13 protein-coding genes and 1 tRNA gene are annotated in these 16,713 nt (G+C 62.2%); 6 read left to right on the forward strand and 8 right to left on the reverse strand.

Features of this window, described 5'->3' with window-relative positions:
- Window positions 1-103: 103 nt before the first annotated feature.
- Window positions 104-1,138, forward strand: coding sequence for an NADP-dependent oxidoreductase (locus tag AAFM31_RS05465; protein WP_341706893.1), 1,035 nt, complete (start codon window positions 104-106; stop codon window positions 1,136-1,138).
- 20 nt (window positions 1,139-1,158) lie between these two features.
- Here AAFM31_RS05465 and glpD read toward each other — a convergent pair whose 3' ends face one another.
- A complete protein-coding gene (gene glpD, locus AAFM31_RS05470) occupies window positions 1,159-2,709 on the reverse strand; it encodes a glycerol-3-phosphate dehydrogenase (RefSeq protein WP_341706894.1) in 1,551 nt (516 codons plus the stop codon).
- Window positions 2,710-2,915: 206 nt separating this feature from the next.
- Here glpD and ybaK point away from each other — a divergent pair, with 206 nt between their 5' ends.
- Both ybaK and glpK read left to right on the forward strand, forming a co-directional pair.
- Entirely contained in the window at window positions 2,916-3,386 is a 471-nt protein-coding gene (gene ybaK, locus AAFM31_RS05475) for a Cys-tRNA(Pro) deacylase (protein WP_341706895.1), read from the forward strand.
- 35 nt (window positions 3,387-3,421) lie between these two features.
- Window positions 3,422-4,894, forward strand: coding sequence for a glycerol kinase GlpK (gene glpK / locus AAFM31_RS05480; protein ID WP_341706896.1), 1,473 nt, complete (start codon window positions 3,422-3,424; stop codon window positions 4,892-4,894).
- 22 nt (window positions 4,895-4,916) lie between these two features.
- Here glpK and efeO read toward each other — a convergent pair whose 3' ends face one another.
- From efeO to moaB, 6 genes are all read right to left on the reverse strand, one after another.
- Entirely contained in the window at window positions 4,917-5,750 is an 834-nt protein-coding gene (gene efeO, locus AAFM31_RS05485) for an iron uptake system protein EfeO (protein ID WP_341706897.1), read from the reverse strand.
- 32 nt (window positions 5,751-5,782) lie between these two features.
- The gene (gene efeB, locus AAFM31_RS05490; protein WP_341706898.1) at window positions 5,783-7,099 is read right to left on the reverse strand and encodes an iron uptake transporter deferrochelatase/peroxidase subunit; all 1,317 of its coding nucleotides are present in this window, start codon (window positions 7,097-7,099) and stop codon (window positions 5,783-5,785) included.
- A 21-nt stretch (window positions 7,100-7,120) separates the two neighbouring features.
- Window positions 7,121-8,248, reverse strand: coding sequence for a cupredoxin domain-containing protein (locus AAFM31_RS05495; protein WP_341706899.1), 1,128 nt, complete (start codon window positions 8,246-8,248; stop codon window positions 7,121-7,123).
- Window positions 8,249-8,291: 43 nt separating this feature from the next.
- Window positions 8,292-9,134 carry an iron uptake transporter permease EfeU gene (gene efeU, locus AAFM31_RS05500; protein WP_341706900.1) on the reverse strand — a complete coding sequence of 281 codons (843 nt, stop codon included), beginning with the start codon at window positions 9,132-9,134 and terminating at the stop codon, window positions 8,292-8,294.
- A 236-nt stretch (window positions 9,135-9,370) separates the two neighbouring features.
- Window positions 9,371-10,579 (reverse strand): gephyrin-like molybdotransferase Glp, encoded by a 1,209-nt coding sequence (glp, locus tag AAFM31_RS05505; protein WP_341706901.1) that lies wholly within the window; start codon window positions 10,577-10,579, stop codon window positions 9,371-9,373.
- Entirely contained in the window at window positions 10,576-11,115 is a 540-nt protein-coding gene (moaB, locus tag AAFM31_RS05510) for a molybdenum cofactor biosynthesis protein B (protein WP_341706902.1), read from the reverse strand. Before moaB ends, glp begins: the two co-directional genes overlap by 4 nt.
- Before the next feature lie 112 nt (window positions 11,116-11,227).
- On the opposite strand from moaB, the gene mobA reads away from it, so the two are divergent.
- The gene (gene mobA, locus AAFM31_RS05515; RefSeq protein WP_341706903.1) at window positions 11,228-11,809 is read left to right on the forward strand and encodes a molybdenum cofactor guanylyltransferase MobA; all 582 of its coding nucleotides are present in this window, start codon (window positions 11,228-11,230) and stop codon (window positions 11,807-11,809) included.
- Window positions 11,810-11,885: 76 nt separating this feature from the next.
- A tRNA-Pro gene (locus AAFM31_RS05520) sits at window positions 11,886-11,962 on the forward strand.
- 59 nt (window positions 11,963-12,021) lie between these two features.
- Here the strand turns inward: AAFM31_RS05520 and acnA are convergent.
- Window positions 12,022-14,751 carry an aconitate hydratase AcnA gene (acnA, locus tag AAFM31_RS05525; RefSeq protein ID WP_341706904.1) on the reverse strand — a complete coding sequence of 910 codons (2,730 nt, stop codon included), beginning with the start codon at window positions 14,749-14,751 and terminating at the stop codon, window positions 12,022-12,024.
- A gap of 296 nt (window positions 14,752-15,047) precedes the next feature.
- Between acnA and AAFM31_RS05530 the strand changes: the two genes are divergently transcribed.
- A complete protein-coding gene (locus AAFM31_RS05530) occupies window positions 15,048-16,607 on the forward strand; it encodes a PAS domain-containing methyl-accepting chemotaxis protein (RefSeq protein WP_341706905.1) in 1,560 nt (519 codons plus the stop codon).
- The last annotated feature ends 106 nt before the right edge of the window (window positions 16,608-16,713 follow it).

The raw sequence follows: 16,713 nt of genomic DNA on the forward strand, positions 1-16,713 counted from the left end.
CATGTCGGGGTCAGCTTGACCCGGGCCTAACCACGGGGGCATTGTGCCGAACACAGCCGTCAGCCGACGGCTTTGGCATCCACCTGGTCAAAGGAAAACAACAATGCCCCAGACTGCAGCTATCAACCGCCAGATCCTGCTCGCCTCGCGCCCCGTCGGCGCCCCGACTCAAGCCAACTTCCAGATGGTTGAAACCCCGGTTCCCACGCCGGGCCCCGGGCAAATGCTGCTGCGCAACCGATGGATGTCGCTCGACCCCTACATGCGCGGGCGCATGAGCGATGCCAAGTCCTACGCTGACCCGGTTCCGGTTGGCGGCGTAATGACCTGCGGTACCGTCAGCGAGGTCATCGCCTCCGAATTGGATGGCTACAAACCGGGTGACCTGGTGATGTGCTTTGCCTCGGGCTGGCAGGACTACACCCTGTCCGACGGCAGCATGGTCTTCCGCCTCGACCCGAACATGGCCGAGCCATCACTGGCGCTCGGGGTGCTGGGTATGCCCGGTTTTACCGGCTACATGGGGTTGACCGACATCGGCCAACCCAAGCCGGGCGAAACCGTGGTGGTTGGCGCTGCAACCGGCCCGGTTGGCACCGTCGTCGGCCAGGTCGCCAAACTGATGGGATGCCGTGCAGTCGGCGTGGCCGGCGGCGCCGAGAAGTGTGAATACGCGGTCAAGGAACTGGGCTTCGACGCCTGCATCGACCACAAGGATCCGGCACTGGCCGAGAAACTGGCCGCGGCCTGTCCGAACGGTATCGACGTTTACTTCGAGAACGTGGGTGGCAAGGTGTTTGACGCGGTCATGCCGCTTCTCAACGCCCACGCGCGCATCCCGCTGTGCGGCCTGATCGCCCAGTACAACATGACCTCGCTGCCGGAAGGCCCTGACCGTATGCCGCAACTGATGCGCCTGATGCTCAGCCAGCGCATTCGCATGCAGGGCTTCATCATCTTCGACAACTACGGTCACTGCTATCCCGACTTCCTCAAGGCGATGACGCCCTGGGTTGCCGAAGGCAAGGTACGGGTGAAGGAAGACCGGGTTGACGGGCTGGAGAATGCGCCGGAGGCCTTCATGGGCCTGCTCGAAGGCAAGAACTTCGGCAAGCTGGTAGTCAAGATCGCCGACTGACGCCCTGCGCTCTGCCCGTCTCAGGACGGGCAGACAGCCTGCTCTGCCGCTTCCAGCTCGGCAAGATACTCTGCCACCCGCTGGCGCTGCGCCGCACTCAGATGCAAACCCAGCTTGCTGCGCCGCCACAACAGTGTCTCGGCATCCCGCGCCCATTCACGCTCGCGCAGGTACTTCACCTCGCGCTCGGTGAGCCCCCCGCCAAAGTCCTCGCCCATGTCCGGCGCACAGCGCATACCGCGCAAAAATACCCGGCAAAGGGTGCCGTAGCTGCGCACATAACGGGCGATCTGCGCCTCGTCCAGCCAGCGAAACTCGGCACGCAACTCCGCATGCAGGCTGGCCTGCGATTCAAAGTCACCGCCAATCAGCGCATGCTCGGCGGTCCAGGCCTTACCCGCCTCCGGGAACCAGCGAGCCAGCTGATCCATCGCGTTTTCGGCCAGCCGCCGATAGGTTGTCAGCTTGCCGCCAAACACGCCAAGCAGCGGCGCCTGACCGATCTCGCCATCCAGCGTCAGGCTGTAGTCGCGGCTGACCTCAGAGGGTTTGGCCGTGGCGCTGCTGATCAGGGGTCTCACCCCGGAAAACTGGTACACCACGTCGTCAGCGCGCAGCTGACGCTTGAAGTGAGCGTTGACCACGCTGATCAGGTAATCGACCTCCGAAGCGTCCGGCTCAACCTGCGAAGGGTCACCCTGAAAATCGACATCGGTGGTACCAATCAACGAGAACTGCTCTTCGTAGGGCAGCACAAAGACAATTCGCTTGTCCTCGTTCTGCAGGATGTAGGCTTCCTTACCGCGGTGAATCTGCGGGACAACGATATGACTGCCTTTGACCAGCCGTACGCCATGCGGCGAGCGCTGATCAACCACGCGCTCCATTACCCGCGCTGCCCAGGGTCCGGATGCGTTGACCAGCGCGCGTGCGGTGACCCGCTCGGTCTTGCCATCGGGGCCAAGCAGGTCGATATCCCAAAGATCGTTGCGGCGGCGCGCGGATTCGCAGCGCGTATGCAGGCGAATGTCAGCACCCAGACTGGCGGCCTGCACCGCATTGAGGGCCACCAACCGCGAATCATCTGCCCAGCAGTCGGAGTACTCGAAGGCGTGGCTGATCACCGGATTGAGAATGCCCTGCCCATTCAGCTCCAATGCCTTGGAACGCGGCAGGCTGATGCCCCGGTGCAGGTGATCGTAGAGAAACAGCCCCGCGCGCAACATCCAGCGCGGACGCAGGTGCGGCCGGTGCGGCAGCACAAAACGCAGCGGCCAGATCAGGTGCGGGGCCTTGGCCATCAGCACCTCGCGTTCACCGAGCGCCTCGCGTACCAGGCGAAAATCGAACTGTTCGAGGTAGCGCAACCCGCCGTGCACCAGCTTGCTGCTGGCCGACGACGTATGCGCCGCCAGATCGTGCTGTTCGCACAGCAACACCGACAGGCCTCGACCGGCCGCATCCACAGCAATGCCGGAGCCATTGATACCGCCACCGATGACGACCAGATCCAGCACTCTGGTGTTCTTCGTCGACGTCGTCCGACGTTCATCGGGATGGGCTGGCAGCATGGGGGCTCCTTTATTGTTGGTTTTCCTTAGCACGCGCCAGTGTGCAACGAGCACTGTGTCAGCGACAAGACACTCAGTGTGATCGTTCGCGCAGTCTGCCCTTCCCCTTGGCCGTTGCCGCCGCTCGGTTTAACCTTGGGTACGCGCTAAGGGATGCCCGCTAGCAGGCAACCAGCACTCTTCTTCCAGTACAGCACGGACGTAACATGACGCCTGCCACCAAACAGCTCGACAAGGCCAAGATCGCCTACCAGCTGCACCGCTACACGCACGACCCTCAGGCCGAGTCCTACGGGAACGAAGCCGCCGACAAGCTCGGTCTGGAACACGGCCGCGTGTTCAAGACCCTGCTGGCCGCCAGCGAAACCGGCGAGCTGCTGGTCGCCGTAGTGCCGGTATCCGACAAATTGAATCTCAAGGCGCTGGCCAGTGCCGCTGGAGTAAAAAAGACGGCCATGGCTGACCCGGCAGCCGCCCAGCGCAGCACCGGTTATCTGGTGGGTGGCATTAGCCCGCTCGGGCAAAAAAAGCGCCTGCGCACCTTTATCGATGCCAGCGCCAGCAATTGGCCCACAATGTTTATCAGTGGCGGCCGCCGCGGACTGGAAATCGAACTCGCCGCCGCCGACCTGCAAAACCAGACCAGCGCCCAGCTCTGCGAGCTGTGCCGCGACTAACGTATCTGCACAAGACCAATAACAGGACCGCACCCATGATCCTCGCCATCGACCAAGGCACTACCAGCAGCCGCGCCATTCTGTTCAGTGCCGACGGCCGCCCAGAGCACGTTGCCCAACAGGAATTCGCCCAGCACTTCCCCGGCGACGGCTGGGTTGAACACGACGGCGAAGAGATCTGGAGCTCAACCGTTGCGGTCTGCCGCGAGGTGCTGGGGAAAGCCGGCATCAGCGCTGCCGAGGTGGCTGGCATCGGCATCACCAACCAGCGCGAAACCACGCTGGTGTGGGACGCAGCCAGTGGCGAACTGCTGCACAATGCCATCGTTTGGCAGGATCGCCGGACCGCCAGCTACTGTGCCGAACTCAAGGCCGCCGGCCACGAAGCACTGATCAGCGAACGCACCGGTCTGCTGATCGACCCCTACTTTTCTGCCACCAAGCTGCGCTGGATTCTGGATAACGTGCCGGGCGCGCGCGCGCGCGCTGAGCGCGGTGAGCTGCGCTTTGGCACCGTCGACTGTTTTCTGCTCTGGCGCCTGTCCGGCGGCAAGGTGCACCGTACCGACGCCACCAACGCCTCGCGCACCATGCTGTTCAACATCCACAGCCAGCAGTGGGATGCAGACCTGCTGCAGTTGCTCGATATCCCCGCCAGCCTGCTGCCCGAGGTGATGGACAGCGCTGCGGACTTTGGTCAGACCGACCCGGCCGTGCTCGGCGCCAGCATTCCGGTCTGCGGCATCGCCGGTGATCAGCAGGCCGCGCTGATCGGCCAGGCCTGCTTCAAGCCCGGCATGGTCAAAAGCACCTACGGCACGGGGTGTTTCATGGTCATGAACACCGGTAATACGCCGATCCGCTCGCAGAACCGCCTGTTGACCACCGTCGGCTACCGCCTGAACGGCCAAACCAGTTACGCGCTGGAGGGCAGTATTTTTGTCGCCGGCGCCGCTATCCAGTGGCTGCGCGACGGCCTCAAGCTGATCCAGCATGCTGGCGAGACCGAAGCACTGGCGCGCCAGGCGGGCGAGCAGACCGGCGTGTATCTGGTTCCCGCCTTCACCGGTCTCGGTGCCCCCTACTGGGACCCGACCGCCCGTGGGGCGATTTTCGGTCTGACCCGCGACACCGGCATCGCCCAGATCGTCGCTGCTGGCCTGCAATCAGTCTGCTTCCAGACCCGCGACCTGCTCGAAGCCATGCAGGCCGACGGCGCCCAGAGCACCGCAGCCCTGCGCGTCGATGGCGGTATGGTGATCAACAACTGGGTGGTACAGGAACTGGCCAACATCCTCGGCGTCACCGTCGATCGCCCGCAGGTGACCGAAACCACTGCCCTCGGCGCCGCCTACCTCGCCGGCCTGCAACTCGGCATTTTCAAAGACCTGGACGACATCGCCAGCCACTGGGCCTGCGAACGCACCTTCACCCCGGAAATGGCCGAGGCGCAGCGGGACGCACTGTATGAGGGATGGCTGGATGCGATTCGGCGGGTGCGGGAGTAAGGGCACACACCGTGCCCGCGGTTTAATTCAACCCCAACAATCCCCGCAAGGTCGACAGTTCCTCCGCCAGCACCGTCACCGGCCCAACCAGCGCGCGGCGATCGCGCTCACTGACCTTGTCGTAAGACTCGAACCCGCTGCTGACGTCGCCCTCGGTCCGATAATAATGCGCTAGCGTACGTTCGATAGCGGCGAAGTTCTCTTCGACACGTACCACAAACGCCGGGTCTTCCTGCTCGGCCAGTGGTTTGACCAGTTCAAAGATTTTCTTCGAGCCATCCAGGTTGCCCTGGAAGTCCCACAGGTCGGTGTGGCTGTAACGGTCTTCCTCACCCGACACCTTGGTTGCCGCGACCTCCTCCATCAACGCCGCCGCGCCGCCAACCACTTTTTCCGGCGGGAACGTCAGCCCTGCCACGCTCTGCTCAAGCGTCTGCACATCGCTCATCAGACGCTCGGCATAGGTCTGCAGGCCGTCGGTGGTCTGTGCGTGAAACAAGCCATACTCCAAGCGGTGGAAACCAGTGAAGGTCGGGTCTTTTACGCCCAGCTCGTAATCATCCTCTCGGGCGTCGATGCTGGCATCCAGATCAGCGAACAGCTCGGCGATGGGCTCGATGCGCTCGTAGTAAACGCGCGTAGGGGCATACAGCTGCTGAGCACGCTGCAATTCGCCAGCCTTGATCGCATCGGTGAACTCACGGGTGTGGCTGCTGAACTGCTCCAGGTTGTCGAGCACGTAAAGCTTGTAGTCGGTAATCGGATTGACCAGATCCTGCGGCGCCACAGCGGCCTGCGCCTGCATGGCAACCAGCCCGAAGGCAGCGGCGGTAATGAGGGTGCGAAGGTTAGACATTGTCCTGCTCCTGAATCAGCAAATAGGGTCAATCACGAATGACGCTGGCTGGCGGCCAGCATGCTGCTGCCGAGGTAGTCCCCGGCTTGCACACCGGGCAGGGTGAAGAAGTAACCACCGCCTACCGGCTTGATGTATTCCTCCAACGGCTCACCATCCAGACGCTTCTGTACAGTGATGAAACCGGCTTCCAGATCGGCTTGATAGGCGATGAACAGCAGCCCCATATCGAGCTGCCCGTTGGCCTCGACGCCATTGGAGTAGTTGAACGGTCGACGCAGGATCAGGTTACGCTCGCTGCCGTGAGTACGCGGGTTGGCGAGGCGAATGTGTGAGTCCAGCGGAGTCACCTTGCCCTCAGGATCGTTGTCGTAACGCGGCAGGTCATGCTCGATGCCGCCGTGCATGGGCGCACCGCTGTCACGGCGACGACCAAAAATGGCCTCCTGCTCCTGCAGCGGGGTGCGGTCCCAGCGCTCGACAAAGTTGCGGATAATGCGCACCGCCTGATAGCTGCCATTGTGCGCCCACTCCGGCTCCTGATTGCTGCCATCAACCCACACCACTTTCTGCATCAGGCCGCTGTTGTCCGCCGGCGGGTTGGCGGTGCCATCACGAAAGCCGAGGTAGTTACGCGCACTCTCGGTCGAACCATCGGAGCGTGGCGCCATGACCGGCACCGTGCCCTCCTGCTTCCAGCGCAGCATCAGCAGGCCGGGGGTGTTCTTGATGATGTCGCGCAGGGCATGAATGGTGGTGCCCTCGGTGTTGGCGCAGAACTGCAGGGAAATGTCACCGTGGCAGCGATCGGCATCCAGCGCATCGTTGGCGAACGCAACCATGCGCTGCAGGTATCGCGGCTTGACCCCTTCCAGCCCGAAGCGGTCATCAAACAGCGAGGCGCCGACTGACAGGGTGATGGTCAACCCATCGGGATCAATACTGGGGCCGAGAATGCCAGAATCTGCCGGCGGGTAACGCGGGTCGCGCTGTTCATAGGTGCCGCCTTGGGTAAGAAACGCAATTCGTTCGGTCAGGGTACGCAGCAGGCGCTCCAGCCCGGCCTGATCAGTAACCAGCACATCAAAACTGGCCAGCATGCCTACCGCCGGACGTGGCGTAGTGATGCCCTGCTGCTGTGTGCCGTAGAACGGGTGGGACTGGCGGGTCACCGCACTGGACGGTGCGTCAGTCACTTCTGCCGTACGCGGTTGCTGGCTGGCCAGGGCGCCGCCGGCCAGGGTCGTGGCCGCCGCGCCGAGACCGGCTGCGCCAAGGCCTTGCAGAAAACGCCGACGGTTGATGCCGGAAAACGGACAACCCGGAGAAAGCTCGTCGTGGTCACTCATGGGTACTGTCAATCCTCAAACTCAGTAAGCGGTGGCCAGCAGCGCGTTTACGCTGGCCAGTTGTTCAGCCAGTTGCTGACTGGCCTGCAGCAGCCCCGCCGCATCGGCTTCAGCCAACTGCACGGTCAACGCTTCGGTGGCTGCAGCCAGTTCAGCGGCCTCCTGCGGGTGCGCCTGCTGCAGCACCGGCGTCAACAGCGAGACCACCTTGGCGGTTCCGGCCTGCAGCCCCTGCAGATCGACCCGCGCCTGTGCACTCAGCGTGGTATTGCTTTGCTGCTGGTCATGCCAGGCCTGCAACACGCGTCCGGCACCATTGGCCAGCTGTGAGGCAGGCACCCCTTGAGCGCTCAGGCGCGAGCGCAGCGCGCCAACATCAGCACTCAACTGCTTGACCACCGGCAGCATTCCGGCAGTGCTCTGCTGCTCGAACAAGCCGTAGGCAAGACGCTCAAAGCCCATGAAGTCCGGGTCCCGCTCACGTTCAGAAAAGTAGTCGGCGTGCGCATTCATGCGCTGATCGAGGTCACTGAACAAGCCCACCGCCAGCGCCATGTGCTGCTCAATTTCACGTGCCTCCAACCAGGCCTGTTGCGCAGCCGCAAGGTTGTCGTGGGCGATCTGCTGATGCAGGTTACCCAGCGCATGAGCCAGCGCGCGGCCTTCCAGCGTGAGGTACACCCGGTATTCGGCCAACGGCCCGATCAGCATGCGCGCAGACAGCTCCTCAGCCACCTGCTGGCCCTCCACTGCAGTCACCGTCAGGGTACCGCGAGGGTTACTCAATAGACCGCAGGTCATCTGGTACTCGCCGGGTTGCAGGGTGGCGGTTAGCTCCTGCTTCAATCCGGGGACAATATTTTCCCGCTCCTCAAGCACCATGAAGCCATCGACGATCTCCCACTCGATCGCCCGTTCGGTGTCGTTGACCACGATAAAGCGCTGCGGCCCCGCCGGTACCGTCAGCGCGTTGGGCTCACAGCCGCTGGGACTGATGGTGATACTGTGGGCGTCGCCGGAATCCGACGCCGGCGTCGAATCAAGCGAGAGATAGAACAGGCCCAGCGCGCCGAACATCAACACGGCGGCACCGGCCATACCGATCCGCAACGCCAGCGGCGATGGGGAGGAAGCAGAGGAGTCAGACATCAGCAGACACTCGCAGGCAGTAATAGACAGGGGGATAGAAAACTCAGCCGCCGACGCGCGCGGCCAACGGCGGCGAACGCCGTGGCGCAGCAGGACGGAAGAAAAAAATCAGGGTAATCAGCAGGAAGCCGAGATAGGCCACCACTTCGCTGACGCTGGGCGTGGGGTGATAGCCGAAGATCCCGGCAAACAGGCTGCCCAGCGCCGTGTCCAGTGGCAGCCAGTCACTCAGGTCAAAGACGATGTGTTGGGCGTGGTTCCACAGACCGGCCTCGTGCAGTGCACGCACGGCACCAGACAGCAGACCCGCCGCTACCAGTAAAATGAACAGCCCGGTACCACGGAAGAAGTGCTTGAGATTCAGGCGCAAACTGCCGCGATAGAAGGCCCAGCCGGCCAAGACCGAACAAAGCACACCAAGCAGCGCCCCCAGCGGCGCGCCGGTGCCCCGGCCCTGCTGGAATACCGCAAGCAGAAAGAACACCGACTCCAGGCCTTCGCGGGCAACCGCGAGAAAGACCATGCCGATCAACGCCCAGGTTTGCCCCTGCCCGGTCTGGAACGCCTGATCCAGTGCGCCGGTAAGTTCGCTGCGCAGTGACTGGGAGGCACGACGCATCCAGAACACCATCCTGGTCAACACACCCACGGCGATCAGACCAACCGCGGCTTCGAACATCTCTTGCTGACGCTGAGGAAATTCAGCACTGACAAACTGCAGAGCGGCACCGCCCAGCAGAGCAAGTGTTACGGCCAGAAAAATACCGGTCCAGATGACTGGCATCCAGGCGACACGACCGGTTTGGCGGAGGTAGCTGGCGATGATGCCAACAATCAGCGCGGCCTCAAGGCCTTCGCGCAACATGATCAGGAAAGGTACAAGCATGAAAATCAGTCGCAATTGAGAATGACATTTAATACGACCAAATCATACATGTAACAAAATATGTAAAACACCACTTCAGCGTATCCATTTTGGAAACGCTGATTTTCATCTAACGCATCAAGGGGGTCGCTCTCAAAGCGGCCGTGAGCAGATCACTCAACGGGAGGGCCGAGCTCACGCTCGACCGATAGACCATCATGCAGGCACAAGGCCGCGGGGGACCTCGGCCTTCCCGCTTAGCCCAGCAGGCCGGAGAACGGCAGAAACTCGACCTGCTCGCCGGCCTCGAACGTGCGCCCTGCCGGCACCCGCAGCAAGCCGCTGGCGCGGCTGGCGGTGCTGAGAACGCCCGAACTCTGGTTGCCCGACAACATGACCACGCCGTTGTCGACATGTGCCCGCAGATATTCCTCCCGACCACCCGCGCGGAGCCAGGCAAATCCGGCCGGCAGTCGGTAGACCGGTGCGGCCACATCCACCGCCCCCAGCCGTGCCAGCAAGTACGGGCGCACCAGCAGCAAAAACGTTACCAGTGTCGCAGCCGGGTTGCCGGGTAATCCCAATACCGGCACACCGGCATAGTGGCCCAGCGTGAAGGGCTTGCCCGGCTTGATCGCCAGCTTCCACAGCTCGACCTCACCCGCCTCACGCAACGCCTGACCGAGGCAGTCCGCCTCGCCGACCGACACCCCGCCTGAGGTAATGATCACGTCGGCCTGCTCGGCCAGCTGCTGCAGGCGCTCACGCGTCGCGGTCAAATCGTCCGGCAGAATGCCGGCATCGACCACGGTCTGCCCCAACCCCTGCAGCAAACCGATCAAGGTAAAGCGATTGCTGTTGTAGATCTGCCCCGGATTCAAGGGTTGCCCCGGCTCGACTAATTCGTCGCCGGTCGATACCACCGCCACTCGCAGCGGTGTGCGCACCGCTGCCTGATTGATACCAACCGAGGCAACTACGCCCAGATCTTGCGCCCGCAACCGAGTACCGGCAGCCAGCAGCACATCGCCAACAGCAATGTCTTGCGCGCGGCGCCGCACGTTGTCTCCTGCTGCTGCCGCCTGCAATAGCCGCACGCGCCCATCCGGCAACAGCTCGACGTTCTCCTGCATCTGCACCATATCGGCACCCGCAGGCATCGGCGCGCCGGTAAATATCCGCGCACAACTACCCGGCAACAAGGGCGCCGGTGCAACACCTGCAGTGATGCGCTGGGAAACCTGCAGGCCCTCGGCCAGAGCTTGAGGCAGATCCGCACTGGCCAACGCATAGCCATCCATCGCGCTGTTATCCCATGGCGGCACATCCATGGCGGAACGAACTGGCTCCGCCAGAACCTGCCCCAGCGCCTCGGTCAGCGCCAGCGTCCGACCGGGCTGGGCAGCATGCCCCGCTGCACTGGCGAGCAACCGCTGCAACGCCTCGCTAACCGGCATCAAACTCATGCGCGGCGGCCGTCCTGGTCCGGGTTGCCCAGATGCTGCACGAAATTGCACGGACGGGTGCGGCTGTCCAACTGCGCTTCGAGAATCCGTGTCCAGGCCGTGCGGCAGGCGTTCGAAGAACCGGGCATGCAGACCACCAGCGTGCGGTTAGCCAAGCCCGCCAGCGCTCGGGACTGCAGCGTGGAAGTGCCAATATCCTCATAGGACACCTGACGGAACAGTTCACCAAAGCCGTCGACCTGCTTGTCGAGCAGCGGCGCAATGGCCTCTGGCGTACTGTCACGGCCGGTGAAACCGGTGCCACCGGTGATCAGCACCACCTCGACTGCCGGATCGGCAATCCAGGCCGAAACCAGTGCGCGCATCTGGTAGCGGTCATCAGGCAGCAGCTGACGATCGGCCAGGCGGTGGCCGGCAGTGGTGAGGCTGTCAGCCAGCAACTGACCGGAGGTATCGGTGTCCAGGGTGCGGGTATCGCTGACAGTCAGTACGGCGATGCCAAGCGCGGCAAAGGGAGTATCAGGGGAGCTGCTCATGGATGAGTTCCTTGCATTCGGGTAAAGCCGGACGGCGATCAACTGGGACGCTGCTTTCGTCCGCTACAGGCCGGGTGTTATAACACAGACCACCGCAACCGGAGCACCATCCATGTCCGCATCCCCCCGCATCAGCGCCCTGCTTCTGGCCGGTGGCCAAGGCCGCCGCGTAGGCGGCGCAGACAAGGGTTTGTTGCCCTATCAGGGCGCCCCCGTTAGCGCGCATCTAAGCGCCTTGCTGCGCACTGTAGCCGACGAACTGCTGATCAGTTGCAACCGCAACACCGATCAGTATGAGCAGTGGGCCGATCAGCTGGTCTGCGACGCGTCTACCGACTACCCGGGGCCGCTGGCGGGCATCTTGAGCGGGCTGCGCCAGGCGCGTGGCGAGCTGCTGCTGGTGCTGCCATGCGATATGCCGCTGATCGATAAACCGCTGCTGCTCACATTGCTGACACAAGCCGAGGCCCATCCCGGCCGGCCGCTATTTTTCTGCACTGGCGAGCAACCACAGCCACTACCCTGCCTGATCCCCTGCAGCCTGCTACCGGCGCTGGAAGAGGCCTGGCTGAGCGGAATGCGCAGTCCGCTGCGCTGGCTGCGCGCGATGCACGGTGTCTGCCTTGAACTGCCCGCCGATGACCCGCGCCTGACCAGTGCCAACACCCCTAATATCTGGCAGGCGTTGCACTAACCCTGTGAAAAACAGTCGATTTTTTTTCGTTTTCCTCTTGTGCGATGAAAAACTTTCGGTAAAATGCCGGCCACAACGGAGCGTAGCGCAGCCTGGTAGCGCGTCTCGTTCGGGACGAGAAGGTCGCTGGTTCGATTCCAGTCGCTCCGACCAACAGCAAAACCCCTGACTCTTTGAGTCAGGGGTTTTTCTTTTTCAGCGGTTTAATCAAGTCACTCAAGCATCTCGCGCAACACGTGATGCAGAATGCCACCCGCCTTGAAGTAGGCAATCTCATTGACGGTGTCGATCCGGCACAGCACCTCGAAGCGCACGCAGCTGCCTTCTTCCGTGATTGCCTCTACCGTCAACCGCTGCCCCGGCTTGAGATCATCGCTGATGCCAGTGATCTCGATCTGCTCATGACCGGTCAAACTCAGATCAGCAACGCCTTGCCCATCGACAAACTGCAACGGCAGCACGCCCATACCGACCAGATTGGAGCGATGAATCCGCTCAAAACTCTCCGCCAACACCGCTTTCACGCCGAGCAGGTTGGTCCCCTTCGCCGCCCAGTCGCGGCTTGACCCGGTGCCGTACTCCTTGCCGGCAAGCACCACCAGCGGTGTGCCCTCTTTCTGGTAACGCATCGCTGCATCGTAGATCGACATGCGCTCGCCGGACGGTACATGAACCGTCTCGCCGCCCTCTTCACCACCGAGCATCCGATTGCGGATCCGGATGTTGGCGAAGGTGCCACGCATCATGACCTCATGATTACCGCGGCGAGAGCCGTACGAGTTGAAGTCAGCCGGCTGCACTCCCAGCGACTGCAGGTACTCGCCTGCCGGTGAGCTGGCTTTGATATTGCCCGCAGGCGAGATGTGGTCAGTGGTAATGGAATCACCGAATACCGCCAGCACCCGTGCGCCCTTAACTGGCTGCAACGGCTTCAACGGTTGATCAATGGCGTCAAAGTACGGCGGATTCTTCACGTAGGTGGAGGCGTCATCCCAGGCGTAGGTCTTGCCTTCACTAACGCTGATCGAGCGCCAGTGCTCATCCCCGGTAAACACATCGGCATAACGGCTGCGGAACATCTCGTCCTCAACCAGCGCAACGGCCTCGGCGATCTCGGCATTGCTTGGCCAGATATCCTTGAGGAACACCGGGCGATTGTCTTTGTCCAGCCCCAGCGGCTCCTCGCGCAGATTGATTCGCATGCTGCCGGCCAGCGCGTAGGCAACCACCAGCGGCGGCGACGCCAACCAGTTGGCTTTCACTTGCGGATGCACCCGCCCCTCAAAGTTACGATTACCGGACAGCACCGCGGAAACGGTCAGGTCGTGCTCACTGACAGCCTTGGCCACCTCATCCGGCAGCGGACCAGAGTTACCGATGCAGGTGGTGCAACCGTAGCCGACCAGATTGAAGCCGAGCGCATCGAGGCAATCGGTAAGCCCTGCCTTGTCCAGATAATCAGTCACAACCTTGGAGCCCGGAGCCAGCGACGACTTCACCCAGGGCTTGCGCCGCAACCCACGCTCCACTGCCTTTTTCGCCACCAGACCAGCGGCCATCATCACACTGGGATTGGAGGTATTGGTGCAAGAGGTAATCGCCGCAATGACTACGGCGCCATGATCCAGGCTGTGCTGCTCTCCGTTCAGCATCACCGTAGCATGCGCGTTCGGGCCACCGACGGCGGTACCCGAACCGCCTTCGCTCTCCAGTCGCGCCTGCTCACTGTCGGCCGGGGTCACTTGCAACGCCAGCAGCTCGTCAAAGGCTGCGGGCACATCGGGCAATGCCACCCGGTCTTGAGGCCGACGCGGGCCAGCCAGGCTCGCCTCAACCGTACTCATATCCAAATGCAGGCTATCGGTAAAGGCCGGTTCATCGCCCGGCTCACGCCAGAGTCCCTGCGCCTTGCAGTATGCCTCTACGCGCTTTACGACCGCATCTGGGCGACCGCTTAAGCGCAGATAACGCAGGGTTTCGTCATCCACAGGGAAGAAGCCACAGGTCGCACCGTACTCCGGCGCCATGTTGGCAATGGTTGCACGGTCGGCCAGCTGCAGGTCAGCGAGGCCGTCGCCGTAAAACTCAACAAACTTGCCAACAACGCCCTTGCCGCGCAGCATCTGAGTGACCGTCAGCACCAGATCCGTTGCGGTAATTCCCTCGCGCAGCTTGCCAGTCAGTTTGAAACCGATCACTTCCGGGATGAGCATCGACACTGGCTGGCCGAGCATCGCCGCCTCGGCCTCGATACCGCCGACACCCCAACCCAATACGCCCAGGCCGTTGATCATCGTGGTGTGCGAGTCAGTGCCAACCAGGGTGTCCGGCCAGGCCCACTGCTGACCATCGACCTCTGCGGCCCATACCGTCTGGGCCAGATATTCCAGGTTAACCTGATGGCAAATACCGGTGCCGGGCGGCACCACCCGAAAATTGTGGAAGGCTTTCTGTCCCCAGCGCAAAAAGGCGTAGCGCTCGCCGTTGCGCTGCATTTCAATCTCGACGTTATCGTGAAACGCCGAATCGCTGGCAAACCGATCCACCATCACCGAGTGGTCGATCACCAGATCAACCGGCGACAGCGGGTTGATTTGCTCTGGGTCCCCACCAGCCCTCGCCACCGCATCGCGCATGGCGGCCAGATCAACAACTGCAGGCACCCCGGTAAAGTCCTGCATCAGCACGCGCGCCGGACGGTACTGAATTTCCCGGTCCGAGTGCCGCTGTTCCAGCCACTGGCTCATGGCCCGAATATCATCCAGCGTGACCGTCTCGCCATCCTCGTTACGCAGCAGGTTCTCCAGCAGCACCTTGAGCGACTTGGGAAGTTGTTCAATGCCTTTCAATTCGGCGGCCGCGCGCTTGAGCGAGTGGTACTGATAGCGCTCGCCAGAGACATCCAGCGTGTCAAGGGTTCTTAGACTATTGGCTAGGGTCATGCGATATACCTCCTTATCGCCAGCACTCGGCCAGCATGGATTGCTATACTCTGCCGCACGAATCAGCGCGGCCTCTCGCGGGCCAGAAGCAATGGCGCGATCCCCGGGCGATGCCGGGATCGCAATCGGCCCTGGTTGCAAGCCGCTGATCAACGGTATTCATCAACCCCTGATCAAAAAACGACGCCGGTAATAACGTCACAAAAGAGTCGGAGCAGGGCTTCAGCCATCGCAGTCGCTGCCGATACACCAGTTTAGACAACGGTCTGTGCAAAACAGCTCAAGGACATCCGCCGATGCGCAACAATCAACCCGTAACACAGCGTGAACGCACCTTTCCGGCGGATCAGCGACTGATTTCCACGACCAACCTAAAGGGCGTGATCACCTACTGCAACGATGTCTTCGTCGACATCAGCGGCTTCTCCCGGGAAGAACTGGTAGGCACCTCCCACAATCTCGTACGCCATCCGGACGTGCCGCCAGCGATATTTGCGCACATGTGGAGCTACCTGAAAGATGGCAAGGCCTGGATGGGCATCGTCAAAAACCGATGCAAAAATGGCGACCATTACTGGGTCAACGCCTATGTCACTCCGATCTGGGAGCACGGCCAGATCACCGGTTACGAGTCCGTTCGCGTTAAACCCACCCAAGGCCAAATTGAGCGGGCCAGCGAGCTGTACAAGCGCGTCAACGGCGGTGGCAAGGTCGTCAAATCCGATATCGCGGGCAGCATGCTGTACATGGCGCCAGCCGCCGTCGCCATGGCGATCGGCGGCGCTGCTGGTGCGCTGTTCGGCTGGCCGGGCGCCGTAGCAGCAGCAGTGATTGGCCTGCCAGCGGGCCTGGCCTTCAAAGCGGCCATCGATAGCCGTTTGCACCGCATCATTCATACTGCTGGCGACAGCATCACCGACCCGGTACTCGCCCAGCTATATACACCGCTGCGCGGCGCTCTCGGTCAGCTGGAAATGGCTATTCACAGTCAGCACTCCAGCCTGCAAACCTGCCTGACTCGCATCACTGACAGCTCAGAGGTGCTAAAGCATCAGGCCCAAGACGCCAGTAACATTGCCCACCTGAGCAGCGAAGGGCTGGCCAAACAACGCCTCGAAACCGATCAGGTCGCCACCGCAATCAATCAGATGGCAGCTGCCACCCTACAGGTCTCCGGCAACGTGCAAAGCACCGCCGATGCGACTCGCGATGCGGCCGACCTTGCGGTGCATGGCAAAAAGCTAGCCAGCAACGCGCGCGTTGCCATCGAGAACCTGTCCGGTGCGGTCGACTCGGCCAGCACCGTCACCAACAAATTGGCATCTGATGCTCGCGAAATCGGCACCGTCGTCGACGTGATCAAGGGCATCGCCGAGCAAACCAACTTGCTGGCCCTGAACGCCGCCATCGAAGCCGCCCGCGCCGGTGAGCAAGGCCGCGGCTTTGCGGTGGTTGCCGACGAGGTTCGCGCGCTGGCGAGCCGCACCGCCGAGTCAACCGAACAGATCCACAAGCTGATCGCCAACCTGCAGCAGGCCGCCCAGACCACGGTCGATACCATGCAAGCAGGTAACGAACAGGCCGAGCGTGGCGTCGCGCAGGTGATTGAGGCTGACGAGGCGCTGGAAGGCATTCGTCAGGCCATCGACCGCATCAACGAAATGGCCGGCCAGATTGCCAGTGCGGCCGAAGAGCAAAGCAGCGTAGCCGAAGAGATCAACCGCAACATCACCAACATCGCGATGCTTGCCGACGACACCACCGACCAAGCCAGTCGCAGCGCGGAACTGAGCGGGGAGCTGGCGCAAACCGCCCAGCGTCAGGTCGATCTGGTTCAACGCTTCGACCGCCGCTGATCGGTAGCTGCCCTTCGAAAAGGTCGAGCACCCGCTCGACCAGCCGAACTATCCCTCCAACACGTGGCCGAGCGTGAGTTCGGCCCTCCCAAAACATCCTTACTGC

Origin of the sequence: Halopseudomonas sp., from assembly GCF_038130085.1 — a bacterium.
Lineage (GTDB): Bacteria > Pseudomonadota > Gammaproteobacteria > Pseudomonadales > Pseudomonadaceae > Halopseudomonas.

Coding starts and splice junctions, on each gene's coding strand:
- AAFM31_RS05465 (WP_341706893.1), top strand. CDS start 104: ATGCCCCAGACTGCAGCTATCAACCGCCAGATCCTGCTCGCCTCGCGC.
- glpD (WP_341706894.1), bottom strand. CDS start 2,709: ATGCTGCCAGCCCATCCCGATGAACGTCGGACGACGTCGACGAAGAAC.
- ybaK (WP_341706895.1), top strand. CDS start 2,916: ATGACGCCTGCCACCAAACAGCTCGACAAGGCCAAGATCGCCTACCAG.
- glpK (WP_341706896.1), top strand. CDS start 3,422: ATGATCCTCGCCATCGACCAAGGCACTACCAGCAGCCGCGCCATTCTG.
- efeO (WP_341706897.1), bottom strand. CDS start 5,750: ATGTCTAACCTTCGCACCCTCATTACCGCCGCTGCCTTCGGGCTGGTT.
- efeB (WP_341706898.1), bottom strand. CDS start 7,099: ATGAGTGACCACGACGAGCTTTCTCCGGGTTGTCCGTTTTCCGGCATC.
- AAFM31_RS05495 (WP_341706899.1), bottom strand. CDS start 8,248: ATGTCTGACTCCTCTGCTTCCTCCCCATCGCCGCTGGCGTTGCGGATC.
- efeU (WP_341706900.1), bottom strand. CDS start 9,134: ATGCTTGTACCTTTCCTGATCATGTTGCGCGAAGGCCTTGAGGCCGCG.
- glp (WP_341706901.1), bottom strand. CDS start 10,579: ATGAGTTTGATGCCGGTTAGCGAGGCGTTGCAGCGGTTGCTCGCCAGT.
- moaB (WP_341706902.1), bottom strand. CDS start 11,115: ATGAGCAGCTCCCCTGATACTCCCTTTGCCGCGCTTGGCATCGCCGTA.
- mobA (WP_341706903.1), top strand. CDS start 11,228: ATGTCCGCATCCCCCCGCATCAGCGCCCTGCTTCTGGCCGGTGGCCAA.
- acnA (WP_341706904.1), bottom strand. CDS start 14,751: ATGACCCTAGCCAATAGTCTAAGAACCCTTGACACGCTGGATGTCTCT.
- AAFM31_RS05530 (WP_341706905.1), top strand. CDS start 15,048: ATGCGCAACAATCAACCCGTAACACAGCGTGAACGCACCTTTCCGGCG.